The sequence below is a fragment of the Paraburkholderia sp. Ac-20347 genome (assembly GCF_017104805.1).
GTDB classification, from domain to species: domain Bacteria; phylum Pseudomonadota; class Gammaproteobacteria; order Burkholderiales; family Burkholderiaceae; genus Paraburkholderia; species Paraburkholderia tropica.
Genome location: NZ_JAAGPN010000012.1, coordinates 1 through 16936, shown reverse-complemented (window position 1 = coordinate 16936; position 16936 = coordinate 1). Strand labels below are relative to the sequence as shown.

Here is a 16936-nt window from a genome sequence, read left to right as displayed (position 1 = left end):
GAAGTAGCATTTCACGGGTGTTATTGAGCGGGCTAAAGTCTTGAATTGGCTGCAACTATCGCTTACAATCGCCCGGATTTATTTGGTTGGCGATGCTGTAAGCACGTTGTAATAAAACGCGCGAAAGGCAAATATCCGGAATAACGCGATGGTGGGTCACAGGCCAGACGAAGCGCCGCAGGCGCATGAAGGGCCGGATGGTCCGCGTAGCGCGATCGAAGCATCCCGCCGGGGGCAGGATGCGGGAACGGAGAACGCAGCAGCCGCGGGTTCGCGTGTCGATCACAACGATCGCTGGGACCAGCTGGACGCCGATCAGCAAGATAACAACGACATCGTTCCGCTCACCCGGACTGAAGCCGAGCAGCTGTTCGGCGCACAGGTGAGTCGCCCATCGCGCGTCACGCCGTTTCGTGTCGTGGCGGCGCAAGTGGTTTTGTCCCTGGTTGCTACGCTGTTGTGGTGGCTGTTTTATAAGCCACCGGGTGCGGCTGCGCCGAGCAGTGTGCCGATCTCGGCGCTGCTGGGAGGGGCGATCTGCTGGGTGCCCGGCGCGTTGTTCGCGGCGCGGCTCAAGCAGTTGAGCGGCGCCGGCACCGTAATGAACTGGATGCTCGGTGAAGCATTCAAGATGGGGGCGACGATTGCGATGTTCGTCGCCATCGCGTTCTGGTATCGCGACGTGCAGTGGATTCCCCTGCTCATCACGTACCTGATCGCACTGAAGACATACTGGATCGCGCTCGCGTGGCGCTGAGTCCCGCCAACATCGCGCCGCCTTCGGGCGTAGAGGCGATGGAGGCGAAGATCAGCTGGCCCATGCGGAGCAAATAAGACACGATCCGCGGCGGTGCGTTCCCGCAATCTGGTTGGCGCGGGAACGGCCGGAAACGATTTTCGACAATTTGGGTGGTTTTAACGATATGGCAGCCAGCGAAGGAACGCGCGCTCTGGATCCGTCCGAGTACATTGCGCACCACTTGCAGAATTTTTCCACCTCGCATCAGACGTCGATCGTCGATTTCCACGTCTGGAACATCGACACGCTGTTCTGGTCGATCCTGTGTGGTGTCGTCACCATCCTGCTGCTGTTCGTCGCCGCACGCAAGGCCACGTCGGGCGTGCCGGGCCGCTTCCAGTGCGCCGTCGAAATGCTGGTCGAAATGGTCGAAGACCAGTCGAAGTCCATCATTCACGGCAACCGTAAATTCATCGCTCCGCTGGCCCTGACGGTGTTCGTCTGGGTGGCGCTGATGAACTCCCTCGACTTCATCCCCGTCGACCTGCCGGGCCGCGTGATCGGCTGGCTGGGTCTGTCCGAAGCACTCCCGCATCAGCGCATCGTCCCGACCGCCGACCTCAACGGCACGTTCGGCATCGCGCTCGGCGTGTTCGTGCTGATGATCTATTACAACCTCAAGATCAAGGGTCCCGGCGGCTTCGCCCACGAGCTGCTGTCGGCGCCGTTCGGCTCGCATCCGCTGCTGTGGATCCCGAACCTTGCACTCAACATCATCGAGTTCGTCGCCAAGACGGTTTCGCTCGCCCTGCGGTTGTTCGGCAACATGTACGCAGGCGAACTGCTGTTCCTGCTGATCGCCCTGCTGGGCAGTCTGTGGACCTTCGGCGCGGATTCGACGGTGCTTGGCTTCATCGGCCACGTGATTGCAGGCAGCGTCTGGGCGATCTTCCACATTCTGATCGTTCTGCTGCAAGCGTTCATTTTCATGATGCTGACGCTGGTGTACATCGGCCAGGCACACGACAGCCACTAAACGGCGGTCGGACCAGAATTGCAGTTTTAAGTTTTAAATCCCCAGTTCCAGAAAATCTCACAAAGGAGTGATCATGCAAGCTTTCATCGCCAACATCCAGGGTTTCACGGCCATCGGTATCGGCATCATCATCGGCCTGGGTGCAATCGGCGCCTGTATCGGTATCGGCCTGATGGGCGGCAAGTACATCGAAGCCTGCGCACGTCAGCCTGAACTGATGAACCCGCTGCAGACGAAGATGTTCCTGCTGGCTGGTCTGATCGATGCAGCGTTCCTGATTGGCGTGGGTGTTGCAATGCTGTTCGCGTTCGCTAACCCGCTGCTCTCGAAGCTCGCGGGCTAAGTTCCCTGGAAGGTTGCGCCTGACCTATAACGGTTAAGGGCGCATGGCGGAACGGGAGACGAGGCGCTGATCGAGTTTCACAACCGATGAGCGCCTTGCCGTTTCAATTCCCCGGAATAGCAACGTTTAAGGAAACACCGTGAATCTCAACGCAACCCTGTTTGCGCAAATGGTCGTGTTCCTGATCCTCGCGTGGTTCACGATGAAGTTCGTGTGGCCGCCGTTGATCAACGCCCTCGACGAGCGCTCGAAGAAGATCGCGGACGGCCTCGCCGCTGCGGAAAAGGGCAAGGCGGAACTCGAAGCCGCGCACAAGCGCGTGGGCGAGGAACTCGCTACGGCCCGCAACGAGGGCCAAAACCGTATCGCCGATGCGGAAAAGCGCGCTCTCGCAGTCGCTGAAGAAATCAAGGCCCAGGCCCACGCCGAAGCAGCGCGCATCATCGCGCAAGCGAAGGCTGACGCGGACCAGCAAGTCGTCAAGGCACGCGAAGTCCTGCGCGCCGAAGTCGCCGCGCTCGCCGTGCAAGGCGCGGAGCAGATCCTGAAGCGCGAAGTCGATCAGTCGGCCCATGCCGATCTGCTGAATCAACTGAAAGCCGAGCTCTGATCATGGCCGAACTTGCAACCATCGCCCGCCCGTACGCAGAAGCCCTTTTTGGCGTGGCCGAAGCTGGTGACACCGCCGCCTGGTCCACGCTCGTCACGGAGCTGGCACAGGTTGCGGCCATGCCCGACTTGCTGTCGGTCGCGTCGAGCCCGAAAGTGAGCCATGCCCAGGTCGTCGAGCTGCTGCTGTCGGCGGTGAAGTCCCCGCTCAAGGATTCGGCCGAGGCCAAGAACCTCGTGCAGATGCTGGTCGCGAATCACCGCCTGGAACTGCTGCCGGAAATCCACGCACAGTTCGAAGCGCTCAAGAACGCGAAGGCCGGTGCGGCCGATGCGCTGATCGTCAGCGCGTTCCCGCTCGAAGGCACCCAGTTGAACGACCTCGTCGCCAGCCTCGAACGCAAGTTCAAATGCAAGCTGAAGCCCACCGTTGAAATCGACAAGTCGCTGATCGGCGGCGTGCGTGTCACGGTCGGCGACGAAGTGCTCGATACCTCGGTCCGCGCGCGGCTCGCCAGCATGCAGGTGGCACTGACCGCTTGAGCGTCCCGGTGAACGCACCGAACGCAGCGGCTGGCACGCAACAGAATTGAACATCAGGAGCGAATAATGCAACTCAATCCCTCTGAGATCAGCGAGCTGATCAAGAGCCGGATCCAGGGCCTTGAAGCGAGCGCAGACGTTCGCAACCAGGGCACCGTGATCTCCGTGACCGACGGCATCGTGCGCATCCACGGCCTGTCGGACGTGATGCAGGGCGAAATGCTCGAATTCCCGGGCAACACCTTCGGTCTCGCGCTGAACCTCGAGCGTGACTCGGTCGGCGCCGTGATTCTGGGTGAATACGAACACATTTCGGAAGGCGACGTCGTCAAGACGACGGGCCGCATTCTGGAAGTGCCGGTGGGTCCGGAACTGATCGGCCGCGTGGTCGATCCGCTCGGCAACCCGATCGACGGCAAGGGCCCGGTCAACGCCAAGATGACCGACGCGATCGAAAAGATCGCTCCGGGCGTGATCTGGCGTGAAGGCGTCTCGCAGCCGGTGCAAACCGGTCTGAAGTCGATCGACGCAATGGTGCCGATCGGCCGTGGCCAGCGTGAGCTGATCATCGGCGACCGTCAGTGCGGCAAGACCGCAGTGGCCGTCGACACGATCATCAACCAGAAGGGCAAGGACCTGATCTGTATCTACGTCGCCATCGGCCAGAAGGCGTCGTCGATCCAGAACGTGCTGCGCAAGCTCGAAGAAACCGGCGCGATCGACTACACGATCGTCGTGGCCGCTTCGGCTTCGGAATCGGCTGCGCTGCAGTACCTCGCACCGTACGCCGGCTGCACGATGGGCGAATACTTCCGCGACCGCGGTCAAGACGCGCTGATCATTTATGACGATCTGACCAAGCAAGCTTGGGCATACCGCCAGATCTCGCTGCTGCTGCGCCGCCCGCCGGGCCGCGAAGCTTACCCCGGCGACGTGTTCTATCTCCATTCGCGTCTGCTCGAGCGCGCTGCACGCGTGTCGGCCGACTACGTCGAGAAGTTCACGAACGGCGAAGTCAAGGGCAAGACCGGTTCGCTGACGGCACTGCCGATCATCGAAACGCAGGCAGGCGACGTCACGGCATTCGTTCCGACGAACGTGATCTCGATTACCGACGGCCAGATCTTCCTGGAAACCGACCTGTTCAACGCAGGCATCCGCCCGGCAATCAACGCCGGCGTGTCGGTGTCGCGTGTTGGCGGTGCGGCTCAGACGAAGGTCGTGAAGAAGCTGTCGGGCGGTATCCGTACCGACCTCGCGCAGTACCGTGAACTGGCGGCATTCGCCCAGTTCGCCTCGGACCTCGACGAAGCGACCCGCAAGCAGCTCGAGCGCGGCCGCCGCGTGACGGAACTGCTCAAGCAGCCCCAGTACCAGCCGCTGCAAGTCTGGGAACTGGCTGTGGCGCTGTTCTCGGCCAACAACGGCTACCTCGACGACATCGACGTCGCCGAAGTCCTGCCGTTCGAAAAGGGCCTGCGCGAATACCTGAAGTCGAAGCACGCTGACCTCGTCGCGCGCATCGAGGACAAGAAGGACCTGTCGAAGGACGACGAGAACGCGCTCCACGCGGCTCTCAAGGACTTCAAAAAGTCCGGCGCATATTGATCCGTCCGGGAATCAATCTAGATAAACGGACTGGGATCCGGGTTGGCGCGAGCGTCGACCCGGATCGACAAAGGAGCAAGCAATGGCTGGAATGAAGGAAATTCGCGGCAAGATCAAGAGCGTGCAAAACACGCGCAAGATCACCAAGGCGATGGAAATGGTTGCGGCGTCGAAAATGCGCCGTGCCCAGGAGCGCATGCGCGCCGCCCGCCCGTACGCCGACAAGGTCCGCGACATCGCTGCGCACATGAGCCGTGCGAACCCCGAGTATCGTCATCCGTTCATGACGGAGAACAACGATGCGAAGGTCGCCGGCGTGATTCTCGTCACGACCGACAAGGGTCTGTGCGGCGGGATGAACACCAACGTGCTGCGCGCGACGCTGCAGAAGTTCAAGGATCTGGAAGCGTCCGGCACGTCGGTCGAAGCTACGGCGATCGGCAGCAAGGGCCTCGGTTTCCTGAACCGTCTGCGCGCGAAAGTCGTGTCGAATGTCGTGCAACTCGGCGACACGCCGCATCTGGAAAAGCTGATCGGCGCCATCAAGGTGCAGCTCGACCAGTACTCGGAAGGCAAGCTCTCGGCCGTGTATCTCGCATACACGCGCTTCGTCAATACGATGAAGCAGGAGCCCGTCATCGAGCAGCTGCTGCCGCTGTCGAACGAGCGCCTCGAAGGCGGTCAGGACGATGGCGCGACGCCGAAGTCGCAGTGGGACTACATCTACGAGCCGGACGCGCAAACCGTCGTGGACGAGTTGCTGGTCCGCTATGTCGAAGCACTGGTCTATCAGGCCGTGGCGGAAAACATGGCGTCGGAGCAATCGGCACGTATGGTCGCGATGAAGGCGGCGTCGGACAACGCGAAGACGGTCATCAACGAACTGCAGCTCTCGTACAACAAGAGCCGCCAGGCCGCGATTACGAAGGAACTGTCGGAAATCGTGGGCGGCGCAGCAGCCGTCTGACCCGAATAGCGAACGCGAATCCGCGCCGGCGTACCCGGTGTGTGCCGCCAGGCGAGTGAAGAATTCAGGTATCTAAAGGAAAATCGATGAGTACAACTGCTTTGCCGGAAGGCAAGATCGTACAGTGCATCGGCGCGGTGATCGACGTGGAATTCCCGCGCGAGAGCATGCCGAAGATCTACGACGCGCTCATTCTCGACGGGTCGGAACTGACCCTCGAAGTGCAGCAGCAGCTCGGTGACGGCGTCGTGCGCACCATCTGTCTGGGTGCGTCGGACGGCCTGCGCCGCGGCACCGTGGTGAAGAACACGGGCAAGCCCATCAGCGTGCCGGTCGGCAAGCCGACGCTCGGCCGTATCATGGACGTGCTCGGCCGTCCGATCGACGAAGCCGGCCCGATCGTCAGCGAAACGACGCGCGCGATCCACCAGAAGGCTCCGGCGTTCGACGAGCTGTCGCCGTCGGCGGAACTGCTCGAAACCGGCATCAAGGTCATCGACCTGATCTGCCCGTTCGCAAAGGGCGGCAAGGTCGGTCTGTTCGGTGGCGCCGGTGTGGGCAAGACCGTCAACATGATGGAACTGATCAACAACATCGCTAAGGAACACGGTGGTTTCTCCGTGTTCGCCGGTGTTGGCGAGCGTACCCGCGAAGGGAACGACTTCTATCACGAAATGAAGGACTCGAACGTCCTGGACAAGGTCGCGCTGGTCTACGGCCAGATGAACGAGCCGCCGGGCAACCGTCTGCGCGTCGCGCTGACCGGTCTGACGATGGCCGAGCACTTCCGTGACGAAGGCCTCGACGTGCTGTTCTTCGTCGACAACATCTACCGTTTCACGCTGGCTGGCACGGAAGTGTCGGCACTGCTCGGCCGTATGCCGTCGGCAGTGGGCTATCAGCCGACGCTGGCTGAAGAAATGGGCAAGCTGCAAGAGCGCATCACGTCGACCAAGAAGGGCTCGATTACGTCGGTTCAGGCCGTGTACGTCCCTGCGGACGACTTGACCGACCCGTCGCCGGCTACGACCTTCGGCCATCTGGACGCAACCGTCGTGCTGTCGCGTGACATCGCCTCGCTGGGTATCTACCCGGCAGTCGACCCGCTCGACTCGACCTCGCGCCAGATCGACCCGAACGTGATCGGTGAAGAGCACTACTCGATCACGCGCCGCGTGCAACAGACGCTCCAGCGCTACAAGGAACTGCGTGACATCATCGCAATTCTGGGCATGGACGAACTGTCGCCGGACGACAAGCTGTCGGTCGCTCGCGCACGTAAGATCCAGCGTTTCCTGTCGCAGCCGTTCCACGTCGCGGAAGTCTTCACGGGCTCGCCGGGCAAGTACGTGCCGCTGAAGGAAACCATCCGCGGCTTCAAGATGATCGTGGAAGGTGAGTGCGATCACCTGCCGGAGCAGGCGTTCTACATGGTCGGCACGATCGACGAAGCCTTCGAAAAGGCCAAGAAGATCCAGTAAGGGTCGCGTTGCAGGCAACGAGGCGAGATGTGTCGCGCTGGTTTTATCGGCATTGACGGATCTCGCCGCCGCAACCCCTTGACCCCAGGAGTTCGACACATATGGCAGCAACCATCAAGGTAGACGTCGTCAGCGCCGAAGAGAGCATCTATGACGGCCAGGCGAAGTTCGTCGCGCTTCCGGGCGAGGCGGGCGAGCTGGGCATTCTGCCGGGCCACACGCCGCTCATCACGCGGATTCGTCCGGGTGCGGTGCGTATCGTGGGCGCGGACGGCAATGAAGAGTTCGTGTTCGTCGCAGGCGGCATTCTCGAAGTGCAGCCGGGCGCCGTGACGGTGCTCGCCGACACCGCGATCCGCGGCAAGGATCTCGACGAAGCGAAGGCCGCCGAAGCGCGCAAGCGCGCCGAAGAGGCGCTGCAGAACGCCGGCTCGAACCTCGAGTACGCCACCGCGCAGGCCGAACTGGCCTACGCCGTCGCGCAACTCGCGGCGATCCAGCGTCTGCGCAAGCAACACCAGCATTGATTCCCGCACGCGCCTTCGCGGCGCGTGTGACCGAATCGAAAAAGCTCCCCGGCGATCGCGCCGGGGAGCTTTTTTTATGGGCCGACGCGAGCGGGCAGCTTAGCCGCGGCCGCTGTCGTTCAGCACTTCGACGCGCATCACGCCCTGGCGTTCCGAGAAGTAATTCGCGTTCGAGAACAGATAGTCGCCGGCGCGGACGCGTTCGAGGATCAGTGCGCGGCCCGCACGCGTGAGCTTGGGTTCGGCGAGCAGGGCGTCGAGATCGGCCTGGGTGAGGCGGCGCTGATGCTCGTCGTCGCGCCAGTTCTCGCCCTCGCGCAGCGCGCCCTGAAGCTTGAATTCGGACGTGAAGACGCGCGTGCCGTCGAGTCCGTAGACGCTCATGCTGACCGGCATGATGCCCGCGTCGTAGAGATCCTGCGGCACGATTTCGTGGATGAACACGTTGTTGCCCGACGTGAAGCCGTCGAGCCGCACCGAGCCGTTCGCGCCAGTCACGCCGAGGCGCAGGATCGCCGTGCTATTGCTGGAGCCGATGGCGTCTCTCACGATCGGCAGCACGCCGAGATACGAGCTGGTCGCGAGGAACAGGACGCCTGCCTTCTCGTTCTCCTGCGCGCCAGGCGTAAAGCGTTTGTCGATCTGCACGCTCACCGATTTGTTGATGCCGACGATCTCGACCTGCGCCGTTTGCGCGCCGATCTCGAAGGTCACCGCGCCGTCGATGTCGTCGACGGGGGCGCGTCGTTCGCCGTCGATCAAGGCGGTGAAGTCCCAGCCGGTGCGCTGGAAATAGCGCGGCGAGACGCCGTTCGCATCGCGTGCGATCACGAACTCGTAGAGCCAGTATTGACCCGGCTCCAGCATCAGCTCGACGACGTTCGCACCGACCACCGTCAACACGCCGCCGATCAGCTTGCTTGCGTCGACAGAACCGTCGGCCAGCGCGAAGTCGCCGAAATGCGTGCCCGCCGGCACGACGCCGAACGCGTACTGAATCGTGTCGGCCGGATCCGAATAGCCGTTGCTATCGGCGCCCGGCACGCCTGCCCAGATCTTCTTCGACAGACGCAGCTTGCCCTTCTTGCCGGTGTTGTTCGTCACCTCGACGCGCAACAGGCCCTGGCGCTCGTAGAAGTAATTCTGGTTCGTGAACAGCCAGTCGCCCACGCGCAGATTCGCGCGGATCAGCGCGCGTCCCGCTTCGGTGAACTTGGGATTGCGCAGCAGCGCGTCGAGTTCGGTCTGCGTGACTTCGTGCGCATCGGGGAATCCGGCGCTGTACCAGAGCGTTCCGTCGAGCCGATAGACGTCCATCTTCTGCGGCCTCACGCCCGCGTCGTAACTCGCCTTGGGCACGACTTCGTGGATGAAGACGTTGTGGCCCGACGCGAAGCCGTCGAGGCGCACCTTGCCATCCACGCCGGTGACGCCGACGCGAACCACCGCGTTGCCGTCGAAATTCGCGGAGCCCAGTTGTGTGAGGCCGAGATAGGAACTCGTGCCGAAGAACAGCACGCCGTTCGTGCGCCCGGTGCCCGCGCTCAGGCGCTTGTCGATCTGCACGCACACCGACTTGTTGATGCCGACGACGTTCACGTCCACCACATTCGCGCCGATTTCGAACGCGATCGCGCCGTCGTCGACCGGCGAGCGTCGTTCGCCGTCGATCAAGGCCGTGAAGTCCCAGCCGCCGCGCTGCGAATAGCACGGCGAGACGCCATCGGCATCGCGGCCGATCACGAACTCGTAGAGCCAGTATTGGCCGGGCTCCAGCATCAGCTCGACGACGTTTGCGCCGACCACCGTCAACACGCCGCCGATCAGCTTGCTTGCGTCGACAGAACCGTCGGGCAGCGCAAAGTCGCCGTAGTGCGTGCCCGCCGGCACGACGCCGAACGCGTACTGAATCGTGTCGGCCGGATCCGAATAGCCGTTCGCATCGGCGCCCGGTGCGCCTGCCCAGATCTTCTTCGACAGACGCAGCTTGCCCTTCTTGCCCGTGTTGTTCGTCACCTCGACGCGCAACAGCCCCTGGCGCTCGTAGAAGTAATTCTGGTTCGTGAACAGCCAGTCGCCCGCGTGCAGATTCGCGCGGATCAGCGCGCGTCCGGCCTCGGTGAACTTCGGGCTGTGCAGCAAGGCGTCGAGTTCGGTCTGCGTGACTTCGTGCGCGTCGGGGAATCCGGCGCTGTACCAGAGCGTTCCGTCGAGCCGATACACATCCATCTTCTGCGGCCGCACGCCCGCGTCGTAACTCGCCTTGGGCACGACTTCGTGGATGAAGACGTTGTGGCCCGATGCGAAGCCGTCGAGGCGCACCTTGCCATCCACGCCGGTGACGCCGACGCGAACCACGGCGTTGCCGTCGAAATTCGCGGAGCCCAGTTGCGTGAGGCCGAGATAGGAACTCGTGCCGAAGAACAGCACGCCGTTCGTGCGCCCGGTGCCGCTGCTCAAACGTTTGTCGAGTTCGACGCACACGGCTTTGTTGATGGCGACGATGCTCATCTCGCGCGTTTGCGCGCCGACTTCGAAGAGCACGGCGCCGTCGTTGTCGTCGACGGGCGATCGCCGTTCGCCGTCCACCACGGCGGTGAAATCCCAGCCGGTGCGCTGGTAATAGCTCAGCGCGACACCATCCGCATCGCGGCCGATCACGAATTCGTGCAACCAGTAGCGCCCCGGTGCGAGCGCGACGTCGGTCGTTTTGTCGCCCGTCACCATGAGGATGCCGCCGGTCAGCAGGTGCGTGTCGACCGAGCCGTCCGCACGGCTGAAATCGCGGAAATGCGTGCCTTCCGGCACGACGCCGAACGCGTACTGGATCGTATCGGCGGGATCGGAATAGCCGTTGGCATCGGATCCAGGCACGCCGGCCCAGATCTTTTTCGAGAGTTTGAGACGGCAGATAGCGGTGGGGTTCATCGAGACTCCGGGTGTGGGATTTCCTACGCAACAAGTTGATAAGAACTACGAATCAATAAGCGAAAGTCAAAACTTCGTTAGACGGCGGTAAGGCAGCGGCGATTGCATTACGAATCGGCAGCGAAGTCCATCAGACGCTTGAGAGTGCGCGACGCGATGCCGCAATGCGGCGTGGCAAATGCGCCAAAGCTTGCGCGCGAATAAGCCGGCGACGGGGGCGGGTGCGGCCCGATATGGCGTCTGGCTGCCTTTCGCGTCTGAAACAAGCCTGGGTTCAAACTACTTGACGTTTACGGAAAGGTAATGCGAAATCATGCCTTCGAGCGTGCCGCCCCGAGCGGCGCGAGCGGTCCTGCCCGCGTGCGCTGCGGGTAAAACTTGATGCCGCCGCTGCGCATTGCGGTGGAGAATAGATTTCAAAATCATTTCAACCGGGAGCGCGGCTCCCGCAGGAGACAGCCACCATGGCAATCGACGCAGCAGGCGCGGCGGCCGCGCGCGAAGCGCTCATCGCGCCGCAGGACGGTCTTTCCTACGTGCGCGGGACAGCCGCCACGCCGCTCTCCGACGCCACCATCGGTGAATTCCTGCACGAAACCGTCAGCCGCTTTCCGGATCGGCCTTCCGTCGTGTTCCGCGAGCAGGGCATACGCTGGAACTGGCGCGAGTTCGCGACCGAAGTCGACGTGATGGCGGCCGGCCTCGCGGAACTGGGCATCGAGAAGGGCGACCGCGTGGGCATCTGGTCGCCCAATCGCGTCGAATGGCTGCTTACGCAGTTCGCGACGGCGCGCATCGGCGCGGTGCTGGTCAACATCAATCCGGCTTACCGGCTCGCGGAGCTGGAATACGCGCTGAACAAGGTCGGCTGCAAGGCGATCGTGGCGGCGGAGCGCTTCAAGAGCTCGCAGTATCTGGAGATGCTGCAAACGCTCGCGCCCGAACTCGCGAGCGCGCAGCCCGGCGATCTGCATGCGGCGCGCCTGCCTGCGTTGCGCACGGTGATCCGCATGTGCGATACCGCGACGCCCGGCATGCTCAATTTCAGCGAGCTGATCGAGATGGGTCGCGTGCGGCTCGCGCGCGAGGGTTCGGCGTGGCTCGACGCACTGGGCGCGACGCTGTCGCCCGACGATCCGATCAACATCCAGTTCACGAGCGGCACGACCGGCAATCCGAAGGGCGCGACACTTACGCACCGCAACGTCGTCAACAACGGGCGTTTCATTGCGATGGCCATGCGTTTGAGCGAGGACGATTCGCTCTGCATCCCGGTGCCGCTGTATCACTGTTTCGGCATGGTGCTCGCGGTGCTGGCGTGCGTGTCGGTCGGCGCGAACATGGTGTTTCCGGGCGAGGCCTTCGATCCGCGCGCGACGCTCGAAGCCGTGTCCGAGGAAGGCTGCACGGCGCTGCATGGCGTGCCGACGATGTTCATCGCCGAGCTCGATCATCCTGATTTCGCGAGCTTCGATCTCTCGCGATTGCGCACGGGCATCATGGCCGGTTCGCCGTGTCCGATCGAAACGATGAAGCGCGTGGTCTCGAAGATGCATCTGGCCGAGATCACCATCGCGTACGGCATGACGGAAACGAGTCCGGTCTCTTTCCAGAGCGCGACCACCGATCCGCTCGACAAGCGCACGACCACGGTGGGCCGCATCCAGCCGCATCTCGAAGTGAAGATCGTCGATCCACTCGGCAACGTCGTGCCGGTGGGCGAAACGGGCGAGCTGTGCACGCGCGGCTATTCGGTGATGCGCGGTTACTGGGGCGACGAGGCGAAGACGGCGGAGTCGATCATCGACGGCTGGATGCATACGGGCGATCTCGCGACGCTCGACGTCGAAGGCTATTGCAACATCGTGGGCCGCCTGAAGGACATGCTGATTCGTGGCGGCGAAAACATTTATCCGCGCGAGATCGAGGAGTTTCTGTTCCGCCATCCGAAGGTGCAGACCGTGCAGGTGTTCGGCGTGCCGGACGCGAAATATGGCGAGGAAGTGTGCGCGTGGATCGTGTTGCGTCCTGGCGAAGGCGCCACGGCCGAGGAGATCCAGACCTTCTGCCAGGGGCAGATAGCGCACTACAAGATCCCGAAGTACATCCGTTTCGTCGACGAACTGCCGATGACGGTGACGGGCAAGGTGCAGAAGTTCGTGATGCGCGCGCAGATGATCGACGAGTTGAAAATCGACGAGCAGAAGACGGCTTGATGTTCCGCGGCGTGCGTGAAAGTGCGCGTCGCGCGCCATGCGCAATGCCGCGGGCGATTGAATCATCCGGATAACGAAATAATCACCGCCGGACGATGCGCGTGCGACGCCGAAAATAGTCGAACGATCGGAGAAAAATCAGGAAAAAGCGCGCGGAAAAAACGGAGAAAAACGCGAGGAAGGGAAAACGCAGACGAAAAAAAAGCGGGCCTGGAGCCCGCTAAAAACCACACGCTACGGGGTTAGCGCGAGGAGACCAAAGGAGGAGCCGGCTGATGAAACGTACGAGACGCCGGTCACGGCTCCAACAAGGATGCCCCTAAGGAGGGCTCCGGCATAAAGCCGACCGGCTGGTGTATCGTGTCCGCTCACACTGGCACCAAGCCACATCCGTGTTGAAACCGTTGAAGGCATTGTGGGCGAATTAATGAACCTTGGCGGTAACAAAGTGTTTCAGGTTGTAACGCCCGCCAGATAAGGCTCCGAGGGATTTTTTGCCATCCGGAGCGGTTTTCGACCGTCATTTTTACCGGCAATTTCTCGTGCTGTCGGATCGTGCGCAAACGTTAGCGCGAAGCAAAATTCTTATCGCATGAAGAAAGTCCCGCCATGCGGGCGATACGGCGTTTTCGTCACATGAATGTCGCGCGCACCCTCGCGGATGCATGCTGCATCCGCACAGGGCCGTGTATGCGTGGTTCACGGACGGAACATGTCGATATGCAACGTGTCGTTGCAACTCGTCATATCGTTTAACGAATGTTCGCGCGCCGCGCGCGGCATCGAATGATGCGCATGCAGCAAATCACGCAAGCGGCATCGTCGATCATGTGTGCGCGCGACGCGGCTTGCGTATCAACTGCGTATCACCTGCGCGTCACTTCAACCACTTGTCCGAGATCGACTGATACTCGCCGCTCGCACGCGCGAGATGCAGCCATTGATCGACGTACTGTTGAAACACCACGTCGCCGCGCGGGACCATCCACGCTTTCTCGCCGTATTGAAACGGCTTGTCCGGATGCACCGAGCACAGACCCGGATTGAGCTTCTGTTGCAGGAGCGTTTCGGAAGCGTCGGTGACCATCACGTCGGCCTTGCCCGCGAGGATCTGCTTGAAGATCGTCACGTTGTCGGGATAGACGGTGAGGTTCGCGTGCGGGAAGAACTGCTTCGCGAAGCGCTCGTTCGTACCGCCCGGATTCACGATCACACGCGTGGATGGCTGATCGATCTGCGCGACGGTCTGATACTTGTTCACGTCGTCGCAACGCACGATGGGTGTCTTGCCGTCGACCTGATAGGCCTCGGTGAAGAACGCGCGCTTCTGACGTTCGAGCGTCGTCGAGACACCGCCCACGGCGACGTCGCACTTCGCGAGGAAGTCGGTCATCAGATTGGACCACGTGGTCTTCACGAACTCCGCCTTCACGCCGAGCGATTTCGCGAGCGACTCGGTCATGTCGATGTCGATGCCTTCGAAGCTGCCGTCCGGTTTGTAGAACGAATAGGGCTTGTAGTCGCCGGTCGTGCAGGCGCGCAGCGTGCCGCGCGCGAGCACGTCGTCGAGACGCGAGGGCGCGGCGGACGTGTTCGGATTCGCGTTCGATTGTGCGAATGCGCTGGGCGTGACCGCGAGCGCGGCGAGCAACGCGGCGACGAGTGCGCCGGCGGCGGCGAGCGCCTTGTTCTTCTTCATGCTGCGTGTCTCCTCGTCCTTGGATGGATGCGATGTAATGGTTCGGAAAGCCGGTCGATCATAGCCCGCGCGACATCACGCGTTAAGCATGGACAGACCTGGTAGCGCGCGGCTTCCCGCGCGGCAAACCGCGAGGAGCGGCGCGATGCGCGCACCCGACGTCGCGCTGAACGTGGTGCCAATCCTGGTGCCGAACCTGGTGCCCATCCCGGCGCTCATGTTGTCCCTAAGTCCTCGCGTCGCACTTATGCCGTCCATCGGCGCCATGCCGTACGCGTCGGTCCGGTAAAATAGCGTTCTGCTTCCGAATCTCGCGCGCAAGCGCCTCCGCACGTGGCCCACACCCTTCTGAACGACACCTTCCTGCGCGCATTGCTGCGTCAGCCGACCGAGTACACGCCGATCTGGCTGATGCGCCAGGCGGGCCGTTATCTGCCGGAATACAACGCCACGCGCAGCCGCGCGGGCAGTTTCCTCGGTCTGGCGAAGAATCCCGATTACGCGACCGAAGTCACGCTGCAACCGCTCGAGCGCTATCCGCTCGACGCCGCGATCCTCTTCTCGGACATCCTGACGATTCCGGACGCGATGGGTCTCGGCCTGTCGTTCCAGGCGGGCGAGGGCCCGAAATTCGCGCATCCGGTGCGCACCGAGGAAGACGTGGCGAAGCTCGCCGTGCCTGACATCGGCGAAACGCTTGGCTACGTGACCGACGCCGTGCGCGAGATCCGCCGCGCGCTCACCGACGGCCAGGGCCGTCAGCGCGTGCCGCTGATCGGCTTCTCGGGCAGCCCGTGGACGCTCGCGTGCTACATGGTCGAAGGCGGCGGCTCGGACGATTTCCGCACCGTGAAGTCGATGCTGTACGCGCGCCCCGACCTCATGGAGCGCATTCTCGAGATCAACGCGCAGGCGGTGGCCGCGTATCTGAATGCGCAGATCGAAGCGGGCGCGCAGGCCGTGATGATCTTCGACACCTGGGGCGGCGCGCTCGCCGACGGCATCTATCAGCGTTTCTCGCTGGCCTATATCCAGCGCGTGGTCGATCAGCTCAAGCGCGAACACGACGGCGAACGCGTGCCGGTGATCACCTTCACGAAGGGCGGCGGGCTGTGGCTCGACGAGATCGCCAATACGGGCGTCGACGCGGTCGGTCTCGACTGGACCGTGAACCTCGGCCGCGCGCGCGAGCGCGTGGGCGACCGCGTGGCGCTGCAAGGCAATCTGGACCCGACCGTGCTGTTCGCGTCGCCGGCGGCGATCCGCGAACAGGCGCGCGCGGTGCTCGACAGTTTCGGCGCGCATCCGGGCCACGTCTTCAATCTCGGCCACGGCATTTCGCAGTTCACGCCGCCGGAAAGCGTCGCGGAACTCGTCGACGAAGTGCATCGTCATAGCCGCGCGCTGCACGCCGCGTCTGCGTGAAGTTTTTGTTGCAACGCAGCGCGCAGGGCAGGGGCTGGGCTCCGGGCATCAGGGTAAGACCGGGCTAAAGAGGCCAGCCAGACGCCCTTCGGAGTCTGTCAAGCATTGACTTATGCACACTTGTCTCGTTGCGGCGCGCAAGAGGGAAATATTGCCGCAGCGAGCGAGGACGGCCTCGAAAGAATCAATCAGACCCTTGACAGATAAGGCTTTCGCCGCTCCATGGCGTTTTGTGCGGTTTCCCACATAGGCACGCCAAAATGGCTGGCGCGGCGCGCCAACATCGAGTTCTCAACAAAGTTATCCACAGGCGCGACGGCGGGGAGCGCGATTGTTCTGCGGAATCCAAAACTTAGCGCGCAAAGTGAAGTTTTACTTTAAGTTCGGGCGTCGGTGCGCCAGCACACGTAGCGCTGCCGCCGCGAGCGGGGGCGCTGCATGAGCACGCGTTTCGCGCGCGTCGCGCTCGACCATCCGCTGGACGCGCTCTACGACTATCGCTACCCCGACGGCTGGCCTGAGCCACGGCCGGGCATGCTCGTGCGCGTGCCATTCGGACGACGAGAATCCGTGGGCCTCATCGTGGAAGTGAGTACTCACAGCGAGGTGCCCGCGAACAAGCTGCGCGACGTGATCGAGGTCTGCGCGTCGTGCCCGCCGCTGTCGGAAAAGTGGCTCGAACTGGTGGAATTCGCCGCCGATTACTACCAGCGTGGCCTGGGCGAAGTTGCGCTGCCGGCGTTGCCGCAAGCGTTGCGCGATCCGCCGCGCTGGCCGCGCCTGCTGGCGCCCGAGGAGCGTTACCGCTTGCTGCC

At 62.6% G+C, this 16936-nt stretch carries 13 protein-coding genes and 1 pseudogene; 12 read left to right on the top strand and 2 right to left on the bottom strand.

Annotated features, from left to right (window positions below; genetic code table 11):
• Positions 1 to 148 precede the first annotated feature (148 nt).
• From G3N97_RS04035 to G3N97_RS03995, 9 genes are all read left to right on the top strand, one after another.
• The gene (locus G3N97_RS04035; protein ID WP_205992018.1) at positions 149 to 757 is read left to right on the top strand and encodes an ATP synthase subunit I; all 609 of its coding nucleotides are present in this window, start codon (positions 149 to 151) and stop codon (positions 755 to 757) included.
• Between the two features lie 166 nt (positions 758 to 923).
• Entirely contained in the window at positions 924 to 1775 is an 852-nt protein-coding gene (gene atpB, locus G3N97_RS04030; protein WP_205992017.1) for a F0F1 ATP synthase subunit A, read from the top strand.
• A 73-nt stretch (positions 1776 to 1848) separates the two neighbouring features.
• A complete protein-coding gene (gene atpE / locus G3N97_RS04025) occupies positions 1849 to 2118 on the top strand; it encodes a F0F1 ATP synthase subunit C (RefSeq protein ID WP_028203308.1) in 270 nt (89 codons plus the stop codon).
• A 139-nt stretch (positions 2119 to 2257) separates the two neighbouring features.
• Positions 2258 to 2728 (top strand): F0F1 ATP synthase subunit B, encoded by a 471-nt coding sequence (locus G3N97_RS04020; protein WP_065061755.1) that lies wholly within the window; start codon positions 2258 to 2260, stop codon positions 2726 to 2728.
• Between the two features lie 2 nt (positions 2729 to 2730).
• Positions 2731 to 3270 (top strand): F0F1 ATP synthase subunit delta, encoded by a 540-nt coding sequence (locus tag G3N97_RS04015; protein ID WP_110327859.1) that lies wholly within the window; start codon positions 2731 to 2733, stop codon positions 3268 to 3270.
• Between the two features lie 66 nt (positions 3271 to 3336).
• Positions 3337 to 4878, top strand: a complete 1542-nt coding sequence (gene atpA / locus G3N97_RS04010; protein WP_065061753.1) for a F0F1 ATP synthase subunit alpha — start codon at positions 3337 to 3339, stop codon at positions 4876 to 4878.
• Between the two features lie 82 nt (positions 4879 to 4960).
• Positions 4961 to 5845 carry a F0F1 ATP synthase subunit gamma gene (gene atpG / locus G3N97_RS04005; RefSeq protein ID WP_065061752.1) on the top strand — a complete coding sequence of 295 codons (885 nt, stop codon included), beginning with the start codon at positions 4961 to 4963 and terminating at the stop codon, positions 5843 to 5845.
• 86 nt (positions 5846 to 5931) lie between these two features.
• Positions 5932 to 7326 carry a F0F1 ATP synthase subunit beta gene (atpD, locus tag G3N97_RS04000; RefSeq protein ID WP_065061751.1) on the top strand — a complete coding sequence of 465 codons (1395 nt, stop codon included), beginning with the start codon at positions 5932 to 5934 and terminating at the stop codon, positions 7324 to 7326.
• Positions 7327 to 7427: 101 nt separating this feature from the next.
• Positions 7428 to 7853: a F0F1 ATP synthase subunit epsilon gene (locus tag G3N97_RS03995; RefSeq protein WP_065061750.1), complete on the top strand. Its 426-nt coding sequence runs from the start codon at positions 7428 to 7430 to the stop codon at positions 7851 to 7853.
• Between the two features lie 99 nt (positions 7854 to 7952).
• Here G3N97_RS03995 and G3N97_RS03990 read toward each other — a convergent pair whose 3' ends face one another.
• The gene (locus G3N97_RS03990) at positions 7953 to 10781 is read right to left on the bottom strand and encodes a hypothetical protein (protein ID WP_205992016.1); all 2829 of its coding nucleotides are present in this window, start codon (positions 10779 to 10781) and stop codon (positions 7953 to 7955) included.
• A gap of 464 nt (positions 10782 to 11245) precedes the next feature.
• Here G3N97_RS03990 and G3N97_RS03985 point away from each other — a divergent pair, with 464 nt between their 5' ends.
• Complete coding sequence (locus G3N97_RS03985) at positions 11246 to 12997, top strand: AMP-binding protein (RefSeq protein WP_205992015.1); 1752 nt, start codon at positions 11246 to 11248, stop codon at positions 12995 to 12997.
• Positions 12998 to 13874: 877 nt separating this feature from the next.
• Here the strand turns inward: G3N97_RS03985 and G3N97_RS03980 are convergent.
• Positions 13875 to 14696: a transporter substrate-binding domain-containing protein gene (locus G3N97_RS03980; RefSeq protein ID WP_205992014.1), complete on the bottom strand. Its 822-nt coding sequence runs from the start codon at positions 14694 to 14696 to the stop codon at positions 13875 to 13877.
• 333 nt (positions 14697 to 15029) lie between these two features.
• Here G3N97_RS03980 and hemE point away from each other — a divergent pair, with 333 nt between their 5' ends.
• Together hemE and G3N97_RS03970 are read left to right on the top strand one after the other, a co-directional pair.
• Positions 15030 to 16121: a uroporphyrinogen decarboxylase gene (hemE, locus tag G3N97_RS03975; protein WP_205992013.1), complete on the top strand. Its 1092-nt coding sequence runs from the start codon at positions 15030 to 15032 to the stop codon at positions 16119 to 16121.
• 438 nt (positions 16122 to 16559) lie between these two features.
• Positions 16560 to 16936, top strand: a pseudogene (locus G3N97_RS03970) (primosomal protein N'); the annotation flags it as partial.